At 40.0% G+C, this 20,917-nt stretch carries 18 protein-coding genes; 16 read left to right on the top strand and 2 right to left on the bottom strand.

Annotated elements, in window-relative coordinates:
* The first annotated feature begins 2 nt into the window (after window positions 1–2).
* A complete protein-coding gene (gene budA, locus IEU65_RS01625; protein WP_010285948.1) occupies window positions 3–722 on the top strand; it encodes an acetolactate decarboxylase in 720 nt (239 codons plus the stop codon).
* The gene (udk, locus tag IEU65_RS01620; RefSeq protein WP_010285949.1) at window positions 722–1,348 is read left to right on the top strand and encodes a uridine kinase; all 627 of its coding nucleotides are present in this window, start codon (window positions 722–724) and stop codon (window positions 1,346–1,348) included. Before budA ends, udk begins: the two co-directional genes overlap by 1 nt.
* A gap of 30 nt (window positions 1,349–1,378) precedes the next feature.
* Here the strand turns inward: udk and IEU65_RS01615 are convergent, their stop codons facing one another.
* Window positions 1,379–2,230: a MurR/RpiR family transcriptional regulator gene (locus tag IEU65_RS01615; protein ID WP_188352215.1), complete on the bottom strand. Its 852-nt coding sequence runs from the start codon at window positions 2,228–2,230 to the stop codon at window positions 1,379–1,381.
* A 131-nt stretch (window positions 2,231–2,361) separates the two neighbouring features.
* Between IEU65_RS01615 and gnd the strand changes: the two genes are divergently transcribed.
* The 14 genes from gnd (at window position 2,362) to IEU65_RS01545 (ending at window position 20,362) form a co-directional block, all read left to right on the top strand.
* The gene (gnd, locus tag IEU65_RS01610) at window positions 2,362–3,270 is read left to right on the top strand and encodes a phosphogluconate dehydrogenase (NAD(+)-dependent, decarboxylating) (RefSeq protein WP_147651282.1); all 909 of its coding nucleotides are present in this window, start codon (window positions 2,362–2,364) and stop codon (window positions 3,268–3,270) included.
* Between the two features lie 114 nt (window positions 3,271–3,384).
* Window positions 3,385–4,923, top strand: a complete 1,539-nt coding sequence (gene gntK, locus IEU65_RS01605) for a gluconokinase (protein ID WP_010280134.1) — start codon at window positions 3,385–3,387, stop codon at window positions 4,921–4,923.
* A 106-nt stretch (window positions 4,924–5,029) separates the two neighbouring features.
* Entirely contained in the window at window positions 5,030–6,412 is a 1,383-nt protein-coding gene (locus IEU65_RS01600) for a gluconate:H+ symporter (RefSeq protein WP_031941045.1), read from the top strand.
* A gap of 164 nt (window positions 6,413–6,576) precedes the next feature.
* Complete coding sequence (locus tag IEU65_RS01595; protein ID WP_010280140.1) at window positions 6,577–8,007, top strand: APC family permease; 1,431 nt, start codon at window positions 6,577–6,579, stop codon at window positions 8,005–8,007.
* 64 nt (window positions 8,008–8,071) lie between these two features.
* The gene (locus tag IEU65_RS01590) at window positions 8,072–9,406 is read left to right on the top strand and encodes an aspartate aminotransferase family protein (protein WP_010280143.1); all 1,335 of its coding nucleotides are present in this window, start codon (window positions 8,072–8,074) and stop codon (window positions 9,404–9,406) included.
* Window positions 9,407–9,655: 249 nt separating this feature from the next.
* On the top strand, window positions 9,656–12,337 hold the full coding sequence (alaS, locus tag IEU65_RS01585) for an alanine--tRNA ligase (RefSeq protein WP_010280145.1): 2,682 nt from the start codon (window positions 9,656–9,658) through the stop codon (window positions 12,335–12,337).
* Window positions 12,338–12,438: 101 nt separating this feature from the next.
* Entirely contained in the window at window positions 12,439–12,690 is a 252-nt protein-coding gene (locus tag IEU65_RS01580; protein ID WP_004910843.1) for an IreB family regulatory phosphoprotein, read from the top strand.
* Window positions 12,690–13,121: a Holliday junction resolvase RuvX gene (ruvX, locus tag IEU65_RS01575; protein ID WP_010280146.1), complete on the top strand. Its 432-nt coding sequence runs from the start codon at window positions 12,690–12,692 to the stop codon at window positions 13,119–13,121. The genes IEU65_RS01580 and ruvX overlap by 1 nt, the downstream gene beginning before the upstream one ends.
* Window positions 13,122–13,200: 79 nt before the next feature.
* Window positions 13,201–13,500, top strand: coding sequence for a DUF1292 domain-containing protein (locus tag IEU65_RS01570; protein ID WP_004910847.1), 300 nt, complete (start codon window positions 13,201–13,203; stop codon window positions 13,498–13,500).
* A gap of 200 nt (window positions 13,501–13,700) precedes the next feature.
* A complete protein-coding gene (locus tag IEU65_RS01565) occupies window positions 13,701–15,176 on the top strand; it encodes a cytochrome ubiquinol oxidase subunit I (protein WP_010280147.1) in 1,476 nt (491 codons plus the stop codon).
* Window positions 15,176–16,189 (top strand): cytochrome d ubiquinol oxidase subunit II, encoded by a 1,014-nt coding sequence (gene cydB / locus IEU65_RS01560; RefSeq protein WP_010280148.1) that lies wholly within the window; start codon window positions 15,176–15,178, stop codon window positions 16,187–16,189. Before IEU65_RS01565 ends, cydB begins: the two co-directional genes overlap by 1 nt.
* 95 nt (window positions 16,190–16,284) lie before the next feature.
* Window positions 16,285–18,012: a thiol reductant ABC exporter subunit CydD gene (cydD, locus tag IEU65_RS01555; RefSeq protein ID WP_031941046.1), complete on the top strand. Its 1,728-nt coding sequence runs from the start codon at window positions 16,285–16,287 to the stop codon at window positions 18,010–18,012.
* On the top strand, window positions 18,009–19,730 hold the full coding sequence (gene cydC / locus IEU65_RS01550) for a thiol reductant ABC exporter subunit CydC (RefSeq protein ID WP_010280150.1): 1,722 nt from the start codon (window positions 18,009–18,011) through the stop codon (window positions 19,728–19,730). The genes cydD and cydC overlap by 4 nt, the downstream gene beginning before the upstream one ends.
* Window positions 19,730–20,362 carry a glycoside hydrolase family 73 protein gene (locus tag IEU65_RS01545; protein WP_010280152.1) on the top strand — a complete coding sequence of 211 codons (633 nt, stop codon included), beginning with the start codon at window positions 19,730–19,732 and terminating at the stop codon, window positions 20,360–20,362. Before cydC ends, IEU65_RS01545 begins: the two co-directional genes overlap by 1 nt.
* Before the next feature lie 31 nt (window positions 20,363–20,393).
* Here the strand turns inward: IEU65_RS01545 and IEU65_RS01540 are convergent, their stop codons facing one another.
* A complete protein-coding gene (locus IEU65_RS01540) occupies window positions 20,394–20,900 on the bottom strand; it encodes a GNAT family N-acetyltransferase (protein WP_031941070.1) in 507 nt (168 codons plus the stop codon).
* Window positions 20,901–20,917: the final 17 nt, after the last annotated feature.

The following is a 20,917-nucleotide window of genomic DNA, read 5'->3' as shown; positions in this document are numbered from 1 at the left end:
AAATGACAACAGTATATCAGCACGGTACTTTAGCACAATTAATGGCTAAGCAAATGGCAGGAACGATTTCGGTCGGTGAATTGCTGACGCACGGTGATACGGGCATCGGAACTCTAGATGGATTGGATGGTGAAGTAATCATTTTAAATGGTGATGTTTACCAAGCAGATAGTACCGGCGCGGTGAACCATATTACCGACAAGAAAACGACATTACCTTTTGCGTCAGTTCATTTTGATCAGCCAGACAATAGTTATCCATTGCCGTTTAATGCAACGACTTATCAAAATTTATCATCGCAATTAACAGAAAAACAAATTGACAACGTTTTTTCAGCTTTGAAATTACATGGCCATTTCACCCATGTCCATGTTCGTGTGGCACCCAAACAAACAAAGCCATATCCTAGTCTTTTGACGGTTGCGCAGCACCAACCGGAGTTTGAGACTCGTGACGTTAAAGGCACGCTCGTTGGTTATTATGCACCAGCTGTCTTCGGTGGCGCTACCGCGGCTGGCTGGCATTTGCACTTCCTCGCTGATGATCTTCAATTTGCTGGCCATGTGTTAGATTTCGAGGCTGATGATATTGTAGGCAGTCTATTGATTTTTGATGAATTTGAGCAGCACTTACCGATTGATAATCATGATTTTAGAGCAATGAAACAAGACATGGCCGGATTGCAAGATGGCATTGAGGCAAGTGAGGGAGGAAAAAAATAATGGCGCAAAAACCATTAGTCATTGGCGTAACCGGTGGTTCTGGATCAGGAAAGACAACTGTGAGCCGCGAATTAGTGGCACGTATACCTGATAACAGTGCTATTTTATTACAACAAGATGCATACTATCGTGACCAATCTGAAAAGCCATTTGAAGAGCGGATCAAAACGAATTATGATCACCCTGATTCATTCGAAACGGACTTGTTTGTCGCTGACTTAGAGCGCTTGTTGGCTAGAGAAGCTATTGACAAACCTGTCTATGATTATGAGAAACATACACGTTCGAGTGATGTGATTCATGTGATGCCAGCTGATGTTATTATTGTTGACGGCGTTTTATTGTTTAATGATAAAAGAGTTCGTGATTTGCTTGATTTGAAAGTGTACGTTGACACTGATGATGATATTCGTTTCTTGCGACGTTTGGAACGAGATATTGAAGAACGTGGCCGCACGGTTCGTGGCGTTATTGAACAATATCTTGCGACAGTGAAGCCAATGTATCATCAATTTGTTGAGCCAACCAAGCGTTATGCTAACATTATTGTGCCAGAGGGTGGACAAAATAAAGTTGCTATTGATATGATTACCAACCAAATACTAGCTATGTTGAAAACACAATAAAAAGCGACGTTTATTTACGAACGTCGCTTTTTATTGTGCACGTGTTTCTTCAATTGTATCGCGCATCGTATCAACGACACTTTGTGTGTCTTCCGATAACTGTGAACCAACCAAAGTGAACAGGGTATCAATAATTGTGATTTGAGCTATCAATGAACTCATTGATTCACTACGAAAATTAACTTCTTCGGCTAGGGATAACAACACTAAATCTGCAAGTTTAGCAAGCGGTGAGTCTGGAAAAGATGTGATGGCAATAATTTTCACATGGTTTTCAGACAATTTTTGAGCGATTAGTAAAGTATCTTTGTTGCGTCCGGAATGGGAAATGACAACAGCGACATCTGTGTGATCAAGACGAACGGCTTGCATTAATTGAACGTCATAATCAGGATGGGCAATGACATCAATTGGTGTTAGTAAAAATTTATGGTAGGCGTTAAAAGCAACAATTGACGATCCGCCGATACCGAAAAAGCCAACCCGTCGTGCACTAATCAAACATTGCGTGGCTTGTTCGAGTTGATCAATTGTCAAGTTGTTGACAGTTGCTGCTAACGCATTTTCAGCCCCGCGAAAAACCTTTTGAGCAATGGCAACGGTGTCATCTGTGTCAACAATTTCCCCAAAAAATTCAACAGGCGATTTTTGAACAGAGATGCGGGCAAGGTCAACCGAAAAATCACGAAAAGAATCAAAACCAATTTTTTTGACAAATCGTGAAATAGTCGCTGTTGAAACACCAGAACCATCAGACATTTCCTGAGTCGTGGCTTCTTGTGCCTGTGAAACATTATGAATAATATAATCAATTAATTTCTGTTCAGTCGTATTATATTGTTTGCGCTGTACCCTGAGTTGGGTAATGATGTTTTTTGCCATATTCATTCGTACTCCGATATACTAATCATACAAGATGAGACAACATTTTTCAATAAAGGGTTGCAAACTGTAAATTATTTTCATATAATAAAAGTGTACTAAAAACACAAAAAAGAAAGAGGTATGCAAACATGAAGTTTGCGATGATCGGCCTTGGTAAGATGGGCTTGAACTTGGTTAAAAACGCCGTTGATAACGGTCATGAAGTGGTAGCGTTTGATTTGAATGCTGACTTCGTTAAAGAAGCAACTGACTACTCTGCTTCAATCGAAGGTGCTTCAGACATCGATGACATGTTGTCAAAGTTGCCATCTCCTAAGGCTGTTTGGGTTATGGTGCCAGCAGGCGTACCAACTAACTCAACTATCGATACATTGATCGCCAAGATGGACAAGGGTGACATCATTATTGATGGTGGTAACTCTAACTATAAAGACAACTTGGAACAAAACAAGCGTACAACTGCTGCAGGTATCAAGTTCTTTGATGCCGGTACTTCAGGTGGTATGAACGGTGCCCGTAATGGTGGTAACTTCATGATTGGTGGCGATGACGCCGAAGCATGGAAAGTTATTGAACCACTTTTCAAGTCAATCGCTGAAGAAGATGGTTACTTGTATACAGGTCGTTTGGGATCAGGTCATTATTTGAAGATGGTTCACAACGGTATCGAATACGGTATGATGCAAGCAATTGCTGAAGGATTCGAAGTATTGGAAGCCTCACAATTTGACTACGACTATGAAGCTGTTTCAAAGTTGTGGAACCACGGATCAGTTATCCGTTCATGGTTGATGGAATTGGCTGAAGAGCAATTCGCCAAGGACCCACATTTGGATGCTATTGCTGGTCGTATGCATTCTTCAGGTGAAGGTAAGTGGACAGTGCAAGAATCATTGGATTTGGATGTTCCAGCACCAGTTATTTACTTGTCTTTGGCAATGCGTTACCGTTCATTGCAAGATGACACGTTTACAGGTAAGGTTGTTTCAGCTTTGCGTAATGGCTTCGGTGGTCACGCAATGGATGCTGCCAAGTAATAAGAATCTGTTCGTTTTCTTGGACAGAAGCTCCCAATATGGGAGCTTTTTCTGTGTTAATGCAATAATGTTCAACGTTTAACAATTATTAATTGTGCAATTTGAGGTGAACACATGGAATATATGATTGGTGTCGATTTAGGCACAACGTCAACTAAAGCAGTTTTGTTTGACGATAAAAATCAGGTTGTAACCAGTGCTAATAAAGGTTATCCATTGTATCGTGATGTACCGGATATGGCGGAAGAAGACCTAAATGAAATTTTTGATGCCCTAATTGAAGCATTAACTGATGTCGTGCGCGCTGCTGATTTAAAGGAAGGTGACAAAATTGCCGCCGTTTCATTCAGTTCAGCGATGCATTCTTTGATTGCTTTTGACAAAAACTGGAAACCACTGACACGCGTTATTACGTGGGCTGATACACGAGCAGTTAAGTATACAGAAGAACTGAAATCTAATGGTTTAGGTGCTCAAATTTATAAAAAGACAGGGACGCCGATTCATCCAATGGCACCTTTGTCAAAGTTATTGTGGCTAAAAGAAGAACACCATGATGTTTATGAAAATGCCGCGCATTATTTAGGCATCAAGGAGTATTTGTTCCACCGCTTGTTTGGTAGCAATAAAATGGATATTTCGATTGCTTCCGGAACGGGATTGTTTAATATTTTCAATCTTGATTGGGATGAACAGGCACTTGCAGTGACTGGTGTCACAAAATCGCAGTTGCCACAACCGGTTGAGCCATACGAATATGAAACAAATATGGTCGCTGAATATGCCGCGGTGATTGGTATTCCAGTAGACACACCGTTTGTTTATGGTGCTGGCGATGGGCCATTATCAAACTTGGGTGTTAATGCTGTTAAACCAGGTGTTGCAGCTATTACCATTGGTACATCTGGTGCTATTCGCGTCGTTGCTGATGAGCCAGTGATTGATCCTAAAGGTCGTACTTTTACGTACGCTTTAGATAAGGATCATTGGGTCGTTGGCGGTCCTGTTAATAATGGTGGCGATGTATTCCGTTGGGCACGCGATAACATGTTTGACGCTGAAAAATCGACTGCTGCTTTGCTAGGAGAAGACGCGTATGATTTGATGACTGAAATTGCTTCGCGCATTCCAGCTGGATCAGAAGGATTGATTTTCCATCCATACTTAGGTGGCGAACGTGCACCAATTTGGGATGCCAATGCTCGTGGTTCGTTCTTTGGACTCAATCATTCACACACACGTGCGCACATGCTACGATCAGTGTTAGAAGGTATTACTTTCAACGTATACATGGTTAGTCTGGCTTTGGAAGAGGTTGTTGGTGGACTGAAGTCAATTCAAGCCACTGGTGGTTTTGCTCGTTCGCCACTGTGGCGTCAAATGTTCGCTGATATCTTCGAACAACCAGTAACTGTACCAGAGGCATTTGAATCAGGATCATTAGCAGCAGTAATTGTTGCTCAAAAAGCGCTTGGTAAGATTGACGATTTGTACGAAATTGAAAAGTATGTTGGGGCTTCTAATACTTACCAACCAGATCCGGAAAATTTCGAGGCTTATCGAGAATTAGCACCGATTTTCATCAGATTGTCACGTCAATTGCAGACAGAATATGAAAACATTGCTAATTATCAAAGAAAACATTCTAAGTAAACAGCTAATCAAAATATTTAAGTACGGTTAAATGTTGTTGTCCGTATTAGCTTTTACTGATAACCATAAAAGGAGAAGGCGGTTTTTAAGTCGCCTATATGTACACATGGAATTCGTCATGTTGATCGTGTCCATTTTAATTTTGTTATTGTTGATTGCAAAATTAAAATTAAACACATTCGTATCACTAATTATTACTGCGTTTATTTTAGCGCTGTTGCTTGGCATGAAGCCAATGCAAATTCCGGACGCTGTCCTTGGTGCACAAGGTGTCGGAAATATTCTTGGTCCCAACTCAGTTATTTTCATCTTTGGTGGAATGATTGGTCGTTTGGTGGCCGACGCAGGTGGTTCATATCGCATTGCCAAAACATTAATTGATTGGTTTGGTGTAAAACGCTTGCAGTGGGCTGTTTTGATTGCTTCATTCATCATTGGTATTTCAATGATTTTTGGTGTTGGTATGGTCCTTTTGATACCAATTGTGTTCGCAGTTGCTATTGAAGCTGGCGTGCCATTACTTTATTTAGGTGTTTCAATGACTGCTGCTTTGAGTTCTGCCCAAGGTTTCTTACCACCACAGCCAGCACCAACTGCTGTTGCCTCAGCTTTGGGTGCTAATATTGGTATGATGTTGATCTTTGGTTTGGTCGTGTCAGTGATTACTGCGGTGGTTGCTGGGCCAATGTTTACTAAACTGGCTCAAAAATATGCGCCCGATGCTTTCCAATTTAAAACTGAAATAGAAGCGGTAGGACCAGTTAAAGAATATGATCTCAAAGCAACACCAAACTTTGGCTTGTCAGTTTTGACTTCTGTATTTCCACTAATATTTATGATTATCGCTACCGTGTATAAGCTAATATACACTGGTGGTGTTACTCCTAAAAATCCAACAATGGTTGACCAAGTGGTTGAATTTGCTGCTAATCCTGCGGTTGCTATGACAATTGCTTTGGTATTTGCTATCTTTACAATGGGTATTTGGCAGCAAAAGTCAATGACTGAAGTAGGAAAATCACTAAATGAAGGCATGTCTGCTGTCGCAGGTATTCTGTTAATTGTTGGTGGTGGTGGTGCTTTGCGTGGCGTGCTGGTTACGTCTGGTTTATCTGACAAAATTGCTACAACATTCCAAGCGGGCGGTTCAATGAGCCCAATCGCTGTTGTGCTATTTGCTTGGGCTGTTGCTGCCGTATTGCGTGTCTCAGTTGGTTCAGCAACCGTTGCTGGTATGACTGCTGCTGGTATCGTGACAGGTATTTTGGCTTCTAATCCAGGTAATACATTACTACCAGTATTTGTTGCCTTAGCAATTGGTGCCGGTTCATTGATTGCATCACACGTCAATGATGCTGGTTTCTGGATTTTTAAAGAATTCTTTGACTTGAGTGTCAAGCAAACGTTCCAAATTTGGACAGTGCTAGAAACAATTATTTCAGTGACAGGTTTGATTGTCATTTTGATTATGACAACTATTTTCGCTTAAACTGCTAAACCACCTTAAAAGGTGGTTTTTTTGATTTGAGGGAGTTTATCCCATGATAATAAGAATATAAAAATTTACATTTTATTTTCATGGGAATGTTGACACTAAGATGAGAAAATGTTAATATATTATAATAACTTTTAAGCGTTGAAGGGGATAAACATATGTCGGAATTAAATAAAAAAACAGGCTGGTTTCACAAAGCGTCGCCTGTAAGTTTTACGGAAAGTGATCGACACTTGCGCAAAACTTTGGGTGTCAAGGAAATGTTGGCGCTGGGAATTGGAACTATTGTTTCAACAGCCATTTTTACTTTACCGGGAATTGTTGCAGCTAATCATGCGGGACCGGCAGTTGCAATTTCGTTTGTTATTGCTGCGATTGTAGCTGGACTTGCGGCTTTTGCCTATGCTGAATTTGCCTCTGCTTTGCCATTTGCCGGCTCTGCTTATTCATGGGCGAATGTTGTGTTTGGTGAGGTTTTTGGATGGATAGCTGGTTGGGCACTTTTGGCTGAATATTTTATTGCTGTTGCATTCGTTGCCTCAGGGTGGTCAGCTAATTTTAAATTATTTTTAGCATCTCATCATTTAGCGTTGCCGAAAGCGTTAGCGGGATCATTTGTTGCAGGTAACGGAGGCATAATTGATATTTCGTCGTTGTTTGCAGTGTTGATTGTTGCGATCTTGCTTTGGCGTGGTACAAATACAACTGCTCGTGTAGAAAATGTATTGGTTATCGGAAAAGTTGCTGTCATTTTAATTTTTATTGCTGTTGGTTTGACAGCAATTCATCCTAGTAACTATGTACCATTTATTCCAGCGCATAAGGCTGGTACGGAATTTGGTGGTTGGACGGGCATATTCGCTGGTGCCTCACAAATATTCTTGGCTTATATTGGATTTGATTCAATTGCAGCTAACTCTGCTGAAGCAAAAAATCCAAAAAAGACAATGCCTCGTGGCATTATCGGTTCACTAATTATTGCTACCATTTTGTTTGTTACGGTTGCTTTGGTTTTGGTTGGTATGTTCCCTTATTCTAAGTATGCCAACAATGCTGCGCCTGCTGCTTGGGCATTATTGAAATCAGGGCATGTCTTTACTTCAAATCTATTGTCCATTGTCGCTTTGATTGGTATGTTCACTGCAATCATTGGGATGATGCTTGCTGGATCACGTTTGCTGTATGCTTTTGGACGTGATGGTTTGTTGCCTAGCTTCTTAGGTAAGGTTAATGATAGGGGGCTTCCCAACAATGCCTTATTGGCATTATCGGTGATTGCCATTTTGATTGGATCAGTGTTCAGTTTCACTGAGTTGGCAGGTTTGATTTCTGCTGGTACATTGATTGCCTTCATCATTGTTTCACTAGGTGTTTATGCCTTACGTCCGCGTGAAGGCAAGGATATTCAAGAACCTGGCTTCAAGATGCCATTTTATCCTGTGTTACCAGCATTAGCCGCCTTAGGATCAGGATTCATTTTTTATGAATTAGACAACCAGGCTAAGATATACGCATTTGGCTGGTTTGCCCTTGGTTTGGTAATTTATGCCATCTATGGCGCTAAACATAGTAAATTATCTCAGAATTAATATACAAAGTCCTGACATCTCAGGGCTTTTATTGTACACAAAGCACAAATGAAAGCTGTTCAATATGTCGAGAAATACGGAAATTTTAAATGAAGAAAAGGTATATTTAGCTGATGCCACACGGGTTAAATATTTTGATATCGTGATTGACCATGGTAGTGGTGCCATTATTACAGACGCAAATGGTCGCGACTATATTGATTTGTTAGCCAGTGCAAGTGCAACTAATACAGGACATGCACATCCAAAAGTGGTTGAGGCAATTACCCAACAAGCACAAAAATTAATTCAGTATACGCCGGCTTATTTTGCTAACACAACAACCGCCCAGCTGGCAAAACGTATCGCGGATATTGCACCAGGAAATTTTGACAAGCAGGTTGCTTTTGGTAATTCAGGTTCTGATGCTAACGATGCGATTATCAAGTTTGCTCGTGGATATACTGGACGGTCCTATGTTGTTAGTTTCACTGGTGCCTATCACGGCTCAACCTATGGCTCTATGTCAATTTCAGGTGTGAGTTTGAATATGACGCGTAAAATTGGTCCTTTACTTCCGGATGTGATCAAAGTGCCATATCCTGATCAAACGCAGCGCTTAGCTGGTGAAAGTGATGATGATTTTTCTGATCGGTTATTCAAACAATTTATGCTGCCATTTGAAACCTATTTGCCAGCTGATGAAGTGGCGTTAGTCATTATCGAGCCAATTCAGGGGGATGGTGGTATTGTTAAAGCACCACAACGTTTTATGACGTTAGTTTATAATTTCACGCGTGAACATAATATTGTTTTTGCTGTTGATGAAGTCAATCAGGGACTAGGTCGTACAGGAAAAATGTGGTCTATTGATCATTTTGGTATAGTGCCTGATCTGATGAGTATTGGTAAATCAATTGCCAGTGGTTTACCATTAAGTGCAGTTGTGGGACGTCGAGAAATTATGTCAAGTTTATCAGCGCCTGCTAACGTTTATACAACGGCTGGCAATCCAGTCACGGCAGCAGCAGCGTTGGCGACACTAGACGTCATAGATAAAGAACGGTTGGTTTTGCGTTCACGTGACTTAGGCAAAATTGCCAAAACATTTTTTGAAAATGCGGCGCAACGTTATCATTTTATCGGTGATGTTCGCATGTATGGCTTAAACGGTGGCATTGATATCATTGATAATCAAGGGCTACCAGACACCTATGCAACTAATCAGTTAATATACCGTATATTTGAACTTGGTGCGATTATGATTAGCTTAAGAGGCAATATTTTACGTTTTCAGCCCCCGCTAGTCATTAAGAAAGAAGAACTGACCAAAGCGTTGGCGATTATTGATCAAGCTTTTTCTGATTTAGAAGCAGGAAAAATTGTATTGCCACATAGCGATAGTCATATTGGTTGGTGATATGATATAATTAATTTGTCATTGGATATGCAGCCTTGTGTATTGTCAATTAGAAATGTGTTGGTTGATGGAAAACACACGTTTACAAGGTTGTGCTCCCAAACTAGATGTGATTGAAAAATCACCGCGTCTCGGCGTTATGAGTTATAAAGGTAAAGATCGAAGATCATTACAAATTGCGGTGGTACCACGGTAAAGCGTCCGCACTTTGTCTTGGTCTTTTTATATTAATTAAGGAGAAAACTTGTCATGAAAGAGTTGAGTTCAGCAGAAATTCGTCAAATGTTTTTAGACTTTTTTGCTTCAAAGGGGCACGAAATCGTCCCCTCAAAAAATTTGATTCCACAAGATGATCCAACACTATTGTGGATTAACTCAGGTGTTGCGACATTAAAAAAATATTTTGATGGTACAGTGGTGCCTAAAAATCCACGTATTACAAACGCTCAAAAAGCGATCCGTACCAATGATATTGAAAATGTTGGTAAAACAGCGCGTCATCATACTTTGTTTGAAATGATGGGTAATTTTTCAATTGGTGACTATTTTAAAGCCGAAGTGATTCCGTGGGCATGGGAACTGCTAACGAGTCCAGAGTGGTATGGTTTGGATAAAGAAAAGCTTTATGTCACTGTTTACCCGAAAGACCAAGAAGCAAAACAAATTTGGCAGGAAAAAACAGATTTACCAGATGGTCATATTTACGAAGTAGAAGATAATTTTTGGGATATCGGTGAGGGCCCATCAGGTCCTGATTCAGAAATTTTCTTTGATCGGGGACCAGCATTTCAAGATTTACCAGACAATGATCCTGAAATGTATCCCGGTGGTGAAAATGAACGGTATCTAGAAATTTGGAATATTGTGTTTTCACAGTTTAATCATTTGCCAGGGTTGACGGATAATTCGCAGTATCCAGAATTGCCACATAAGAATATTGATACAGGTATGGGATTAGAACGTGTCGTTTCTGTTTTCCAAAATGGTCGAACTAACTTTGATACTGATCTCTTCTTACCTATTATCCATGCCACAGAAGTTTTAACAGATGGTTTTGTTTATGATGATAGTCAAGATAGTGAAAGCAATACTAGTTTTAAAGTGATTGCTGATCATATTCGTGCCATCACCTTTGCAATTGGTGATGGTGCGTTGCCATCAAACGAAGGACGCGGCTATGTTATCCGTCGTTTACTTCGTCGAGCTGTACTGCACGGACAAAAGTTAGGCATTAAGGGTGAATTTTTGACTAAACTGGTCCCAGTTGTTGGCGAAATAATGGTGAGCTATTATCCAGAGATTTCAGAAAACACAACCAAAATTCAAAAAACAATTGCCGCTGAAGAAAAACGCTTTAATGTGACATTGGCTGGTGGATTGGCGTTATTGAATGGCGTGATTGCTGATGCTAAAGAGAGTGGTCAAAATCAAATTAATGGTCTAGATGCTTTCAAACTGTCTGATACGTATGGTTTCCCCCTAGAATTAACACAAGAACAAGCTGCTGATGCAGGCTTAACCGTTGATGTTGACGGCTATCGTGACGCTTTACAAGCACAGCGTGAACGTGCTCGCGCAGCGCGTTCCAATGACAAGTCAATGGGTGTTCAAAATGCTGTTCTAACTGATTTGAAAGTGGATTCAAAGTATGTTGGCTGGTCTAAAACAAAGGTATCAGATGCTGAAATTGTTGCGATTATTGGTCAAGATAACGCAGGGGTTGATGCGTTATTAGATGGTGCAGTTGCCAATCAAACCACGCAGGTCGTATTCGATGTTACGCCGTTTTACGCTGAAATGGGCGGTCAAGTGCCTGACTTTGGCGATGTTTCTAACCAGTCTGGTGAGCTCATTGGACATGTTATTGATGTACAAACGGCGCCAAATGGACAATATATTCATACTGTTGAAGTCATAGCTGATTTTAATTTGGGCGATCGTGTGACACTTGAGGTTGACATGGCACGTCATATTGCTGTTTCAAAAAACCATACGGCGACCCACATGCTTGATCAAGCACTGCGCAATGTGATAGGTGGGGATGTGCATCAAGCTGGTTCACTTGTAGAACCTGACTACTTACGTTTTGATTTCAACCATGATGGACCGGTTTCTGAAAATGATTTGGATGATATTGCTGCAATGGTCAACCAAGAGATTGCCAAAAACTTGCCGATTACATGGGTTGAAACAGATATTGAGTCAGCTAAAAAACTAGGCGCTGTAGCAGTGTTTGGTGAGAAGTACGGTGAAACAGTCCGAGTTGTTTCCATTGGTGACTTTAATAAGGAATTTGATGGTGGCACGCACGCCAATAGTACGGCGGAGCTGGGTATTTTCAAAATAGTAAGCGAATCTGGAATTGGCGCTGGCGTACGCCGAATTGAAGCTGTAACAGGGTTAGCAGCATTAGCATTGTATCAATCTGAAGAAAAAGCATTGAAACAAATTGCTAATGGCTTGAAAGCGCAAAAATTAATAGATACACCTAATAAAGTGAGCGAATTGCAGGCAGAATTGCGTAATACACAACGTCAAAATGAATCTCTTGCTGCACAACTAGCTAATGCTAAAGCAGGCGAGATTTTTGACGATGTTCAAATAGTCAACAATCATAGCTATATTGCAAAAGCGTTGACTGTTAATGGTATTGATGGTCTTCGACAAGTGGCCGATAATTGGAAAGAAAAGCAACCTTCTGATATTTTGGTTTTGGCATCAGCTGTAGAGGGAAAAGTGAGCTTGATTGTAGCTGCTTCACCTGAAGCGATTAAGCAAGGCATCAAAGCAGGAGATCTCATTAAATTTATTGCACCAAAGATTGGTGGCGGCGGTGGTGGTCGGCCAGACATGGCACAAGCCGGTGGTAAAAACCCTGATGGTATCATAGACGCTCTGGCGGCTGTTGCTGATTTCTTAGCTGATAAGTAATTTTTTTGTAACTTAATTGAGAAAATAATTTAGTATTATAGTGAGTAGTCAGTAACAATGTGTTAATCACATTGCATTTTGAAAAGAAAGGAGCGTGTACCATGACAGTAGGAGACGAAACGGCTGTTTTTGACTTTGGAAATCAGTTGCCTAAGGACATTCATGAAACATTAGAAATTGTGTATAATGCACTGGAAGAAAAGGGTTATAATCCAATTAACCAAATTGTTGGCTACTTGATGTCTGGTGATCCAGCATATATTCCACGTTTAAATGATGCTCGAAATTTAATCAAACGTCATGAACGTGACGAAATAATTGAAGAACTTGTACACGCCTATTTAGATAAATAATGCGACTATTAGGATTAGACGTTGGTAGTCGAACAGTGGGTGTCGCAGTAAGTGATCCCATGGGTTGGACTGCCCAAGGGGTTGAAATTATTCGTATCAACGAGGACGAAAAGCAATTTGGCTTAGAACGACTTGCTGAGATTATTAAAGAAAAGCAAGTCAAAGGTGTTGTTCTGGGTTTACCTAAAAACATGAACAACAGTGAGGGACCACGTGCCGAAGCGGCCCGTCAGTATGCCAAGATGGTTGAAGAACACTTTAATTTGCCCACAGATTTTCAAGATGAACGGCTTACAACTGTTCAGGCTGAACGTATGTTAATTGAAGAAGCTGACGTATCACGTAAAAAGCGGAAGCAAGTGATAGATAAGATTGCTGCTGAATTTATTTTGCAGAATTATCTAGATGCGAACGGCAAATTAACTAAATAACTCAAAACGCGCTGTTCTTGGTATACGGATCAGCGCGTTTACGTTATAATGAACTTATTAAAAGTTAAAGGAAATACTCATGAGTGAAAATAACCAAGAAGTACAAAAGATTACCTTAATTGATGAAAATGGCGATGAAGCGCTTTACGAAATTCTCTTCACTTTTCATTCCGATGAATATAGCAAAGATTACATTTTGTTAGTCCCAGAAGGTGTCGAGGATGATGAAGAAGTTGATATTCAAGCGTATATTTTTAATCCCGACGAAAACGGTGATGCCACTGAAGAAGAACTTATTCAAATCGAAGACGACAAAGAGTGGGATATGGTTGAAGAAGTGCTTAACACTTTCTTGGACGATGACACGAACTTTAACTAAATTAACTTAAATCTGTACCCTATAATTTTAATTAAAAAATTACGGGTACATTTTTATTGTAAAAAAATATAAAAGCCTTTAAATCAAGCTTATCAAGTGATAAACTAGTTGTAGAGAACTTTTTGTATTATACATCAAGTTGAATATTTGAAAGTATTGATTGTCACAATGTGTGGTATCAATATGTTGGAGGAATAGTTATGGTTACATTAGTGGGCATACTAGATTTAGCGCGTTTTCAATTCGCGATGACCACGATTTTTCACTTTTTCTTTGTCCCAATGTCAATAGGATTAGCTGTTGTCGTTGCGTTGATGGAAACGTTGTATGTCATCAAAAAAGATGAGACGTACAAAAAAATGACACAGTTTTGGGGTAAGATTTTCTTACTCAGTTTTGCCGTGGGTGTCGTGACAGGTATTATTCAAGAGTTCCAGTTTGGTATGAACTGGTCTGAATATTCAAGATACGTTGGTGACATTTTTGGTGCGCCATTGGCGATTGAGGCTTTGGTTGCTTTCTTTGCAGAGTCAACCTTTATTGGCTTGTGGTCGTTTACATGGGACCGATTTAAGCCAGCCATTCATTTAATTTTTATTTGGGTTGTCGCTTTTGCATCAAGTATTTCTGCTTTATGGATTTTGGCAGCCAATTCATTCATGCAAAATCCCGTTGGTTATGCAATTGACAACCACATGGGTCGAGCTGAATTAAAAAGTTTTGGCGCTCTGCTGACGAACAAGCAGCTTTGGATTGAATTTCCGCACGTTTTGGTTGGTACTTTTGTAACAGGTGGTTTTATCGTTGCTGGTATGGCAGCGTTTAAGTTGCTCAAATTAAAAAAAGGTGACAAACAAATTGATTTTTTCCGTAAGTCAATCAATGTTGCTTTAGTAGTTGGTTTAGTTGGTGTCGGTGGGGCTCTAATTACGGGTGATCAACATGCGTTTGAGTTGCAGTCAATGCAGCCCATGAAGTACGCTGCAATGGAAGGTGTTGATACAACACTGGACTCATCGAAAAGAAAAGATAAAGCACAACCTTGGTCATTGATATCAGTAACCAATCCCGCAACGCATCGTGTTATTGCCAAAATTGAAATTCCTTATGCATTGTCAATTCTGGGCAATCATTCTTTGACTGGTGGTAAAACAACTGGTACAACCGAACTGGAAAAACAGTTTGAAAAGAAATACGGTAAAACTACTGGCGGTATTAAGAATTATTATGTACCGGAAAATACGTTATTCTATTCGTTCCGTGTGATGGCGATGGGTGCTGGTTTGCTCGGTCTTGTAGCCGTCGTTGCATTGTGGTTTAATCGTAAGAAATCTAATTTGATTTTGTCGCAACGTTGGTTCTTGTGGGTAATGGGCGTCATGACATTCTTCCCATTCGTCGTTAACACAGCTGGATGGTTGGTGACCGAATTAGGTCGTTTCCCTTGGGTTGTTTATGGGTTGATGACAATTGCAGATGCTGTCTCACCAAATGTGTCTGCTGCGTCATTGTTGATTTCTAACATTATTTACTTCTTAACTTTTGCTGCTTTAGGTGGCGTCATGATTTGGTTGTCTCGACGCGTGCTTCACGCTGGTCCTGATGCAGAGGAAGAAGCGGAAGCTTCACCACGTGACCCTTATGAACATCTATCAGGAAGTGAGGTAGAAGCATAATGAGTTTTCTACAAATTTTATGGTTCATATTAATCGCTGTTTTGTGGTCCGGATTCTTATTCTTAGAGGGTTATGATTTTGGTGTTGGCATGCAGTTTGCTTTTAACGCACGAAATCAAAAAGATCGACAAGCTTTATATGAAGCCATTGGTCCTAATTGGGATGCTAACGAAGTATGGCTTTTAACTGCCGGTGGTGCGACATTTGCTGCCTTTCCTTATTGGTATGCATCGCTGTTTTCTGGCTTTTACTTACTCTTGTTTATCGTCTTGATGGCGTTGATTTACCGTGGTGTGTCATTTGAATTTCGGGAACATATGCCAACAATTCAGGGCACTCAGCTTTGGGAAAGATTGATTGCGATTTCTTCATTCATTGCGCCATTCTTCTTAGGCATGATTTTCACGGCGATGGTTTCTGGTATGCCAATGGATGCCAAAGGTAACATTTCAGCAGGATTCTTTGACTATGTTACGCCGTTCACGCTAGTAGGTGGCGTTGCAGTTGCGCTAATGAGTTATGTTCACGGTCTTAATTATACCCGTTTGCGAATTGACGGTGATTTGCGCGTCCGTGCCCTCACGCAGCTTAAAGTTTTGTATCCGCTACTTTTGGCAGGTGAAGCCTTGTTTGCTGTTTTGCTATTTTTCTACACTGATTTTTTGCAAACAAAAACATTGTGGACTTTGTTAATTCTGGTAGCAATTGTCGGAACAACCGTTTTTGGCTGGTACTTAGCCATCGGAAAGACTAAAGAAGGTGTGCCATTTGTATTGTCTGGTTTGACATTAGTGGAAGTTGTCGTCTTGCTATTTGTAGGCATGTTTCCTCGTGTAATGGTAGCAACTGACCCATTGCACAGTCTAAAAATCATTAATGCATCTTCGTCACCCTATACGTTAAAAGTAATGACCGTTGTTGTTCTAACTGCTTTACCAATTACCCTTGCTTATCAAATTTGGAGTTTCTGGGTATTCCGTAAGCGCATTGTTGCTGACAAAGTGGTTGAATAATCAAACAAAAAACGTTTACAATTAATGTGAGCGTTTTTTAGTTTAAGGAGAGTATGCTGAACAGGTTAATTTTGCAGCATGCAATAAATAATAAGATGATAGATAAAAGATTGTTTGCCGTTCCCGGCATTATAAAAATATTGGTAACTTTGGTTGTATTGACTGGATTACAAGCGTTTACAATATTGTTTCAAGGGATTTTCCTGGCCAAAATCATTGTTGCGCTATGGGAAGGTACTGATTTTATAAGTGTGGTGAGTCAAGTAGTGGTTTTTGCGATTGCTTTTTTACTTCGTCAATTGTTGGTCGTTTTTAAAAATTCATTGATGGCCCACTTTTCAGATCAGGCGGTCGAGTCTTATCGTGTACAATTACTGGCAAAGTACGCGGAAATTGGGCCAAGTGTCATTACAAAATCAGGTACTGGCAATGCGGTTACAACACTCGGTGTTGGCTTAGACAATGTCAAAAATTATTTTCAACTGTTGTTGATTAAAGTTTTCGATTTGGGCATTATTCCTTGGTTGATTTTGCTCTACATTTTTTTCTTAAAGTGGGAGCAGGGCTTATTTTTATTACTAATTTTCCCAGTGGTAATCTTATTTTTTATTATTCTTGGTTTAGCTGCGCAGAGCAAAGCAGATGCTGAGTTTGCTAATTTCAAAAATTTAAATAATCGCTTTGTGGATGCGCTACGTGGTTTGCCAACTTTGAAACAGCTTGGGTTATCGCAATCTTATGGCGCAGAAATTTACAATATTTCAGAAGACTACCGTAAAACGACAATGCGGACACTGCGGATAGCCATTACTTCAACATTTGCATTAGACTTTTTTACCACACTCTCTATTGCAATTGTGGCCGTATTTTTGGGTTTTGATCTTATGAATGGCAAAATGACACTCTTACCAGCACTATCTATTTTAGTGTTGGCGCCAGAATACTTTTTGCCATTACGTAACTTTGCAGACGATTATCATGCCACGCTAAATGGTAAAAATGCCTTAACGGATGTGTTAACAGTTATTGATATGCCAAGTGTTCCAGATCAAGAATTACTGACACTGCCTTCTTGGCAACAGGATTCTGAATTAAATTTAGCGGATGTTGCTTTTTCATATGATACGCTACCGACACTAACGAACATTAACGTTACTGCAAAAGGTTATCAAAAAATTGCGATTGTCGGTGAAAGCGGCTCTGGTAAATCTACGCTATTGAAGCTTTTGGGTGGCTTTTTGCAGCCAAATGCGGGATCGGTCATTGTCAATGGTCAATCATTGCCACACCTTACTCAGAAGAGCTGGCAGCAACAGTTTTTTTATATGCCGCAATCACCCTATATTTTTCATGCTTCTTTGCGCGATAATATTAAATTTTATACGCCAAATACGGATGATGTGACAGTTGAATCAGCTATTACACGAGCTGGTTTGTCACCCTTGGTTGATGATTTGCCAGATGGTTTAGATACGATAATCGGTGAAAGCGGTCGTCAACTATCTGGTGGTCAAGCGCAGCGTGTAGCGTTAGCGCGAATGTTACTCGATTCCAAACGGAAAGTCCTGCTTTTTGACGAACCAACTGCACATTTGGATATTGAAACGGAAGTTGAATTAAAACAAACCATGGCGCCGATTTTAGCAAATCACTTGGTTTTCTTTGCGACACATCGTCTACACTGGTTAGATCAAATGGATTTTGTTTTAGTGATGGCAAATGGTGAAATTGTGGAAACTGGTGAACCTAAAGCACTGTTAGCCGATGAAAACAGTGCGCTTAATCATCTGCGACATGAATTGTATCGAGGTAAATTGGCATGAAAAAAATTCAAAAGTTACTTCAAAATGATCATTGGATTATGCCATTTTTACGTCAACAAAAATCGGGTTTGTTTTGGTCCATATTTTTGAGCTTCATGACGACTTTTGCAGCTGGCGCTTTGATGTTTGTTTCCGGGTTCTTAATTTCTAGGTCGGCACAACATCCTGAAAATATTTTAATTATTTATGTTCCCATCGTATTAACGCGTGCCTTTGGTATTGCGAGACCAGTCTTTCGTTACGCACAGCGTTTGGTGTCACATAACTGGGTATTGCGTATTGTGTCCAAAACAAGACGACGATTATATGAAAGTGTTGCAAGCACAGCTGGTAGCATTCGCGGTCGTATGCAGACGGGGGATATACTCAGTTTGTTAGCCGATGATTTAGATCGGTTGCAAAATCTTTATCTCAGAACACTATTTCCACTTGGTGCTGGCATCATGTTGTATATTTTTGTCAGCATTGGTTTTGGTGTTGTTAATTGGCGATTTATGTTGTGGTGGTTTTTTATATTGGCGATTATTTTAATTGTGATTCCATTGCTAAGTTTAAAATGGAATTACAATGGTGTACGGCGCCAAAAAGCTTTACAGAATCAACTTTATACTGAAGCAACAGACGCCATTCTTGGATTACAGGATTGGGTACTCTCGGGCAGGCAAGCGGATTTGGTTTCACGGCAGGGTAAAGTGATGTCAGAATTGGCTGATGTCAAAAATAAAGGCATGAAATTTGGTTGGTGGCGTGATTTCATAATTCAAATGTTGGTGTTGCTGCTAACGATTACAACTTTGATTTGGGCTGGTAATCAATTTGCTAATGATCGTGATTTGGTCAACTATATCGCAGCCTTCACACTAGCCATATTTCCGCTGGTTGATAGCTTTGTTGGTGTCAATCAAGGCGTTAGTGAGGCCTCGTTTTATGAAGATAGTATTACACGTTTAAATCAGTTACCAGTTGTTAAAAAAATTGAAAGTGCACCAATTCCTACAAATACCACAGTAAAATTTGACAAAGTAACGTTTGCTTATGATGATAAAACAATAATTGATCACTTAGATTTGACAATACCAACAGGTGAAAAAATTGCGTTATTGGGTCGTTCGGGTGCTGGTAAAACAACAATATTAAAACTGCTAGCAGGGGATATTAAGCCATATCAAGGTGAAGTGACTATTGGGGGTCAGTCAGTTAGCCAATTACAGCCAAAAATGTCAGAATTGGTAGCTGTTTTGGACCAACAAGCTTATTTATTTGATTCAACAATCTTAAATAATGTGCGCATGGGTAATATTCATGCTTCTGATGAGGCAGTAGCAGCAGCTATCAAACAAGCTGGTTTACAACCGCTAATTGATGCTTTGCCAGAGGGATATCACACACAAATGCGTGAGGCTGGTGCTCGATTTTCGGGCGGCGAACAGCAACGGTTTGCCTTGGCGCGTATTTTATTGCAAGCTGCACCGATTGTTGTTTTGGATGAGCCAACAGTATCTCTTGACCCAAAAACTGAACATGATGTCTTGACACAAATCTTTTCAGTATTGCAAGATCGTACGATTATTTGGGTAACGCACCATTTGACAGGTATTGAAAATGTTGATAAAGTATACTTTTTAGAAGCAGGCAAATTTGTTTTGTCAGGTAAACCATCACTTCTTCGTGATGAATCAGAAAGATTTAAGCAATTACTACTAATGGATCAATATTAATGGCAAAGAAAAAGCGTCGTAAATCCAAAAAAAAGCTTCGCCACCAACGATTATTGTGGTTAATCGGTGGTCTTTTTGTTTTGGTGATTGTTGCTTCTATAGTTTCAGAAACGGTTATTTATCAGAAGCAACAAGCACAATCAGAGAATACTGACCATGAGCAAAAAGTTGCTTGGATTAATCAACTTGCGCCTTATGCCCGTGAATTGCAAGAAAAATATCATGTCATTGCCTCAATCAGTATTGCGCAAGCTATCTTAGAATCCAATTGGAATACAAGCACATTGGCGACACAATATCATAATTTATACGGTATCAAGGCAGACACAGGACAAAAAAGTGTGGTATTGCCAACTAAAGAATTTGAAAATGGGCAGTGGATCACGATTCAGGGACGTTTTGCTGCTTACAGTAGTTGGCAAGAGAGTATGAAAGCTCACGCGATGCTCTTGTATCGCGGGACTAGTTGGAATACAAACCAATATCAACACGTTTTGGCGGCAAAGGACTATGCCACTGCTGCACAAGCTTTGACACAAGATGGCTATGCGACTGATCCTTCTTATGCAAAAAAACTAATTACAATCATTCAAACGTGGCACCTCGATAGATTTGATGTGCCAACAAAATAAAAAACTAACAATTATTATCATTGTTAGTTTTTTATTTTGTTGGTTTTTCAAATTCTGATTTAAAAATGCCCATCATGAGACTATCGTGATAGCGACCTTCGGCAAAGAAATGCTGTCGCAACGTTCCCTCAGCGATAAAACCAATTTTTTTATAAATATGAACAGCTGCTGCATTTTTGACATCAACATACAGATAGACCTTGTGCATATTAAGGACTGTAAAAGCATATTCAATGCCGGCTTTCATCGCACTTTGTGCATAACCATGGCCCTGATATTTACTATGAATGATAATTTGAATTTCAGTATGCCGATGGAGTGTGTCGATATCCATTAATTCGACGACACCAATGAATGATTCGTTGTCTTCAATAACAAAGCGACGTTCAGTTTGGTCCAGAATGTGGCGATCATATAAAATCTGTAGTTCATCAAATGAAGAATAAGGTTCTTCAAACCAAAGTGCCATGACGCGACGAGAATTTTCCTGTTCATAAATATAGGGTAAATCTCTTTTCTCTAATGGTCTAAGTTTCATTTTTGATACACTTTCTT

The sequence above is a fragment of the Leuconostoc pseudomesenteroides KCTC 3652 genome, assembly GCF_014634745.1.
GTDB lineage: Bacteria > Bacillota > Bacilli > Lactobacillales > Lactobacillaceae > Leuconostoc > Leuconostoc pseudomesenteroides.
Note: the sequence above shows the minus strand (reverse complement) of the source record. Positions and strands in the feature narration are given on the sequence as shown.

What these genes read in the sequence shown, in the direction of transcription:
- budA (WP_010285948.1), top strand. Translation starts at nt 3, where the DNA reads ATGACAACAGTATATCAGCACGGTACTTTAGCACAATTAATGGCTAAG.
- udk (WP_010285949.1), top strand. Translation starts at nt 722, where the DNA reads ATGGCGCAAAAACCATTAGTCATTGGCGTAACCGGTGGTTCTGGATCA.
- IEU65_RS01615 (WP_188352215.1), bottom strand. Translation starts at nt 2,230, where the DNA reads ATGGCAAAAAACATCATTACCCAACTCAGGGTACAGCGCAAACAATAT.
- gnd (WP_147651282.1), top strand. Translation starts at nt 2,362, where the DNA reads ATGAAGTTTGCGATGATCGGCCTTGGTAAGATGGGCTTGAACTTGGTT.
- gntK (WP_010280134.1), top strand. Translation starts at nt 3,385, where the DNA reads ATGGAATATATGATTGGTGTCGATTTAGGCACAACGTCAACTAAAGCA.
- IEU65_RS01600 (WP_031941045.1), top strand. Translation starts at nt 5,030, where the DNA reads ATGGAATTCGTCATGTTGATCGTGTCCATTTTAATTTTGTTATTGTTG.
- IEU65_RS01595 (WP_010280140.1), top strand. Translation starts at nt 6,577, where the DNA reads ATGTCGGAATTAAATAAAAAAACAGGCTGGTTTCACAAAGCGTCGCCT.
- IEU65_RS01590 (WP_010280143.1), top strand. Translation starts at nt 8,072, where the DNA reads ATGTCGAGAAATACGGAAATTTTAAATGAAGAAAAGGTATATTTAGCT.
- alaS (WP_010280145.1), top strand. Translation starts at nt 9,656, where the DNA reads ATGAAAGAGTTGAGTTCAGCAGAAATTCGTCAAATGTTTTTAGACTTT.
- IEU65_RS01580 (WP_004910843.1), top strand. Translation starts at nt 12,439, where the DNA reads ATGACAGTAGGAGACGAAACGGCTGTTTTTGACTTTGGAAATCAGTTG.
- ruvX (WP_010280146.1), top strand. Translation starts at nt 12,690, where the DNA reads ATGCGACTATTAGGATTAGACGTTGGTAGTCGAACAGTGGGTGTCGCA.
- IEU65_RS01570 (WP_004910847.1), top strand. Translation starts at nt 13,201, where the DNA reads ATGAGTGAAAATAACCAAGAAGTACAAAAGATTACCTTAATTGATGAA.
- IEU65_RS01565 (WP_010280147.1), top strand. Translation starts at nt 13,701, where the DNA reads ATGGTTACATTAGTGGGCATACTAGATTTAGCGCGTTTTCAATTCGCG.
- cydB (WP_010280148.1), top strand. Translation starts at nt 15,176, where the DNA reads ATGAGTTTTCTACAAATTTTATGGTTCATATTAATCGCTGTTTTGTGG.
- cydD (WP_031941046.1), top strand. Translation starts at nt 16,285, where the DNA reads ATGATAGATAAAAGATTGTTTGCCGTTCCCGGCATTATAAAAATATTG.
- cydC (WP_010280150.1), top strand. Translation starts at nt 18,009, where the DNA reads ATGAAAAAAATTCAAAAGTTACTTCAAAATGATCATTGGATTATGCCA.
- IEU65_RS01545 (WP_010280152.1), top strand. Translation starts at nt 19,730, where the DNA reads ATGGCAAAGAAAAAGCGTCGTAAATCCAAAAAAAAGCTTCGCCACCAA.
- IEU65_RS01540 (WP_031941070.1), bottom strand. Translation starts at nt 20,900, where the DNA reads ATGAAACTTAGACCATTAGAGAAAAGAGATTTACCCTATATTTATGAA.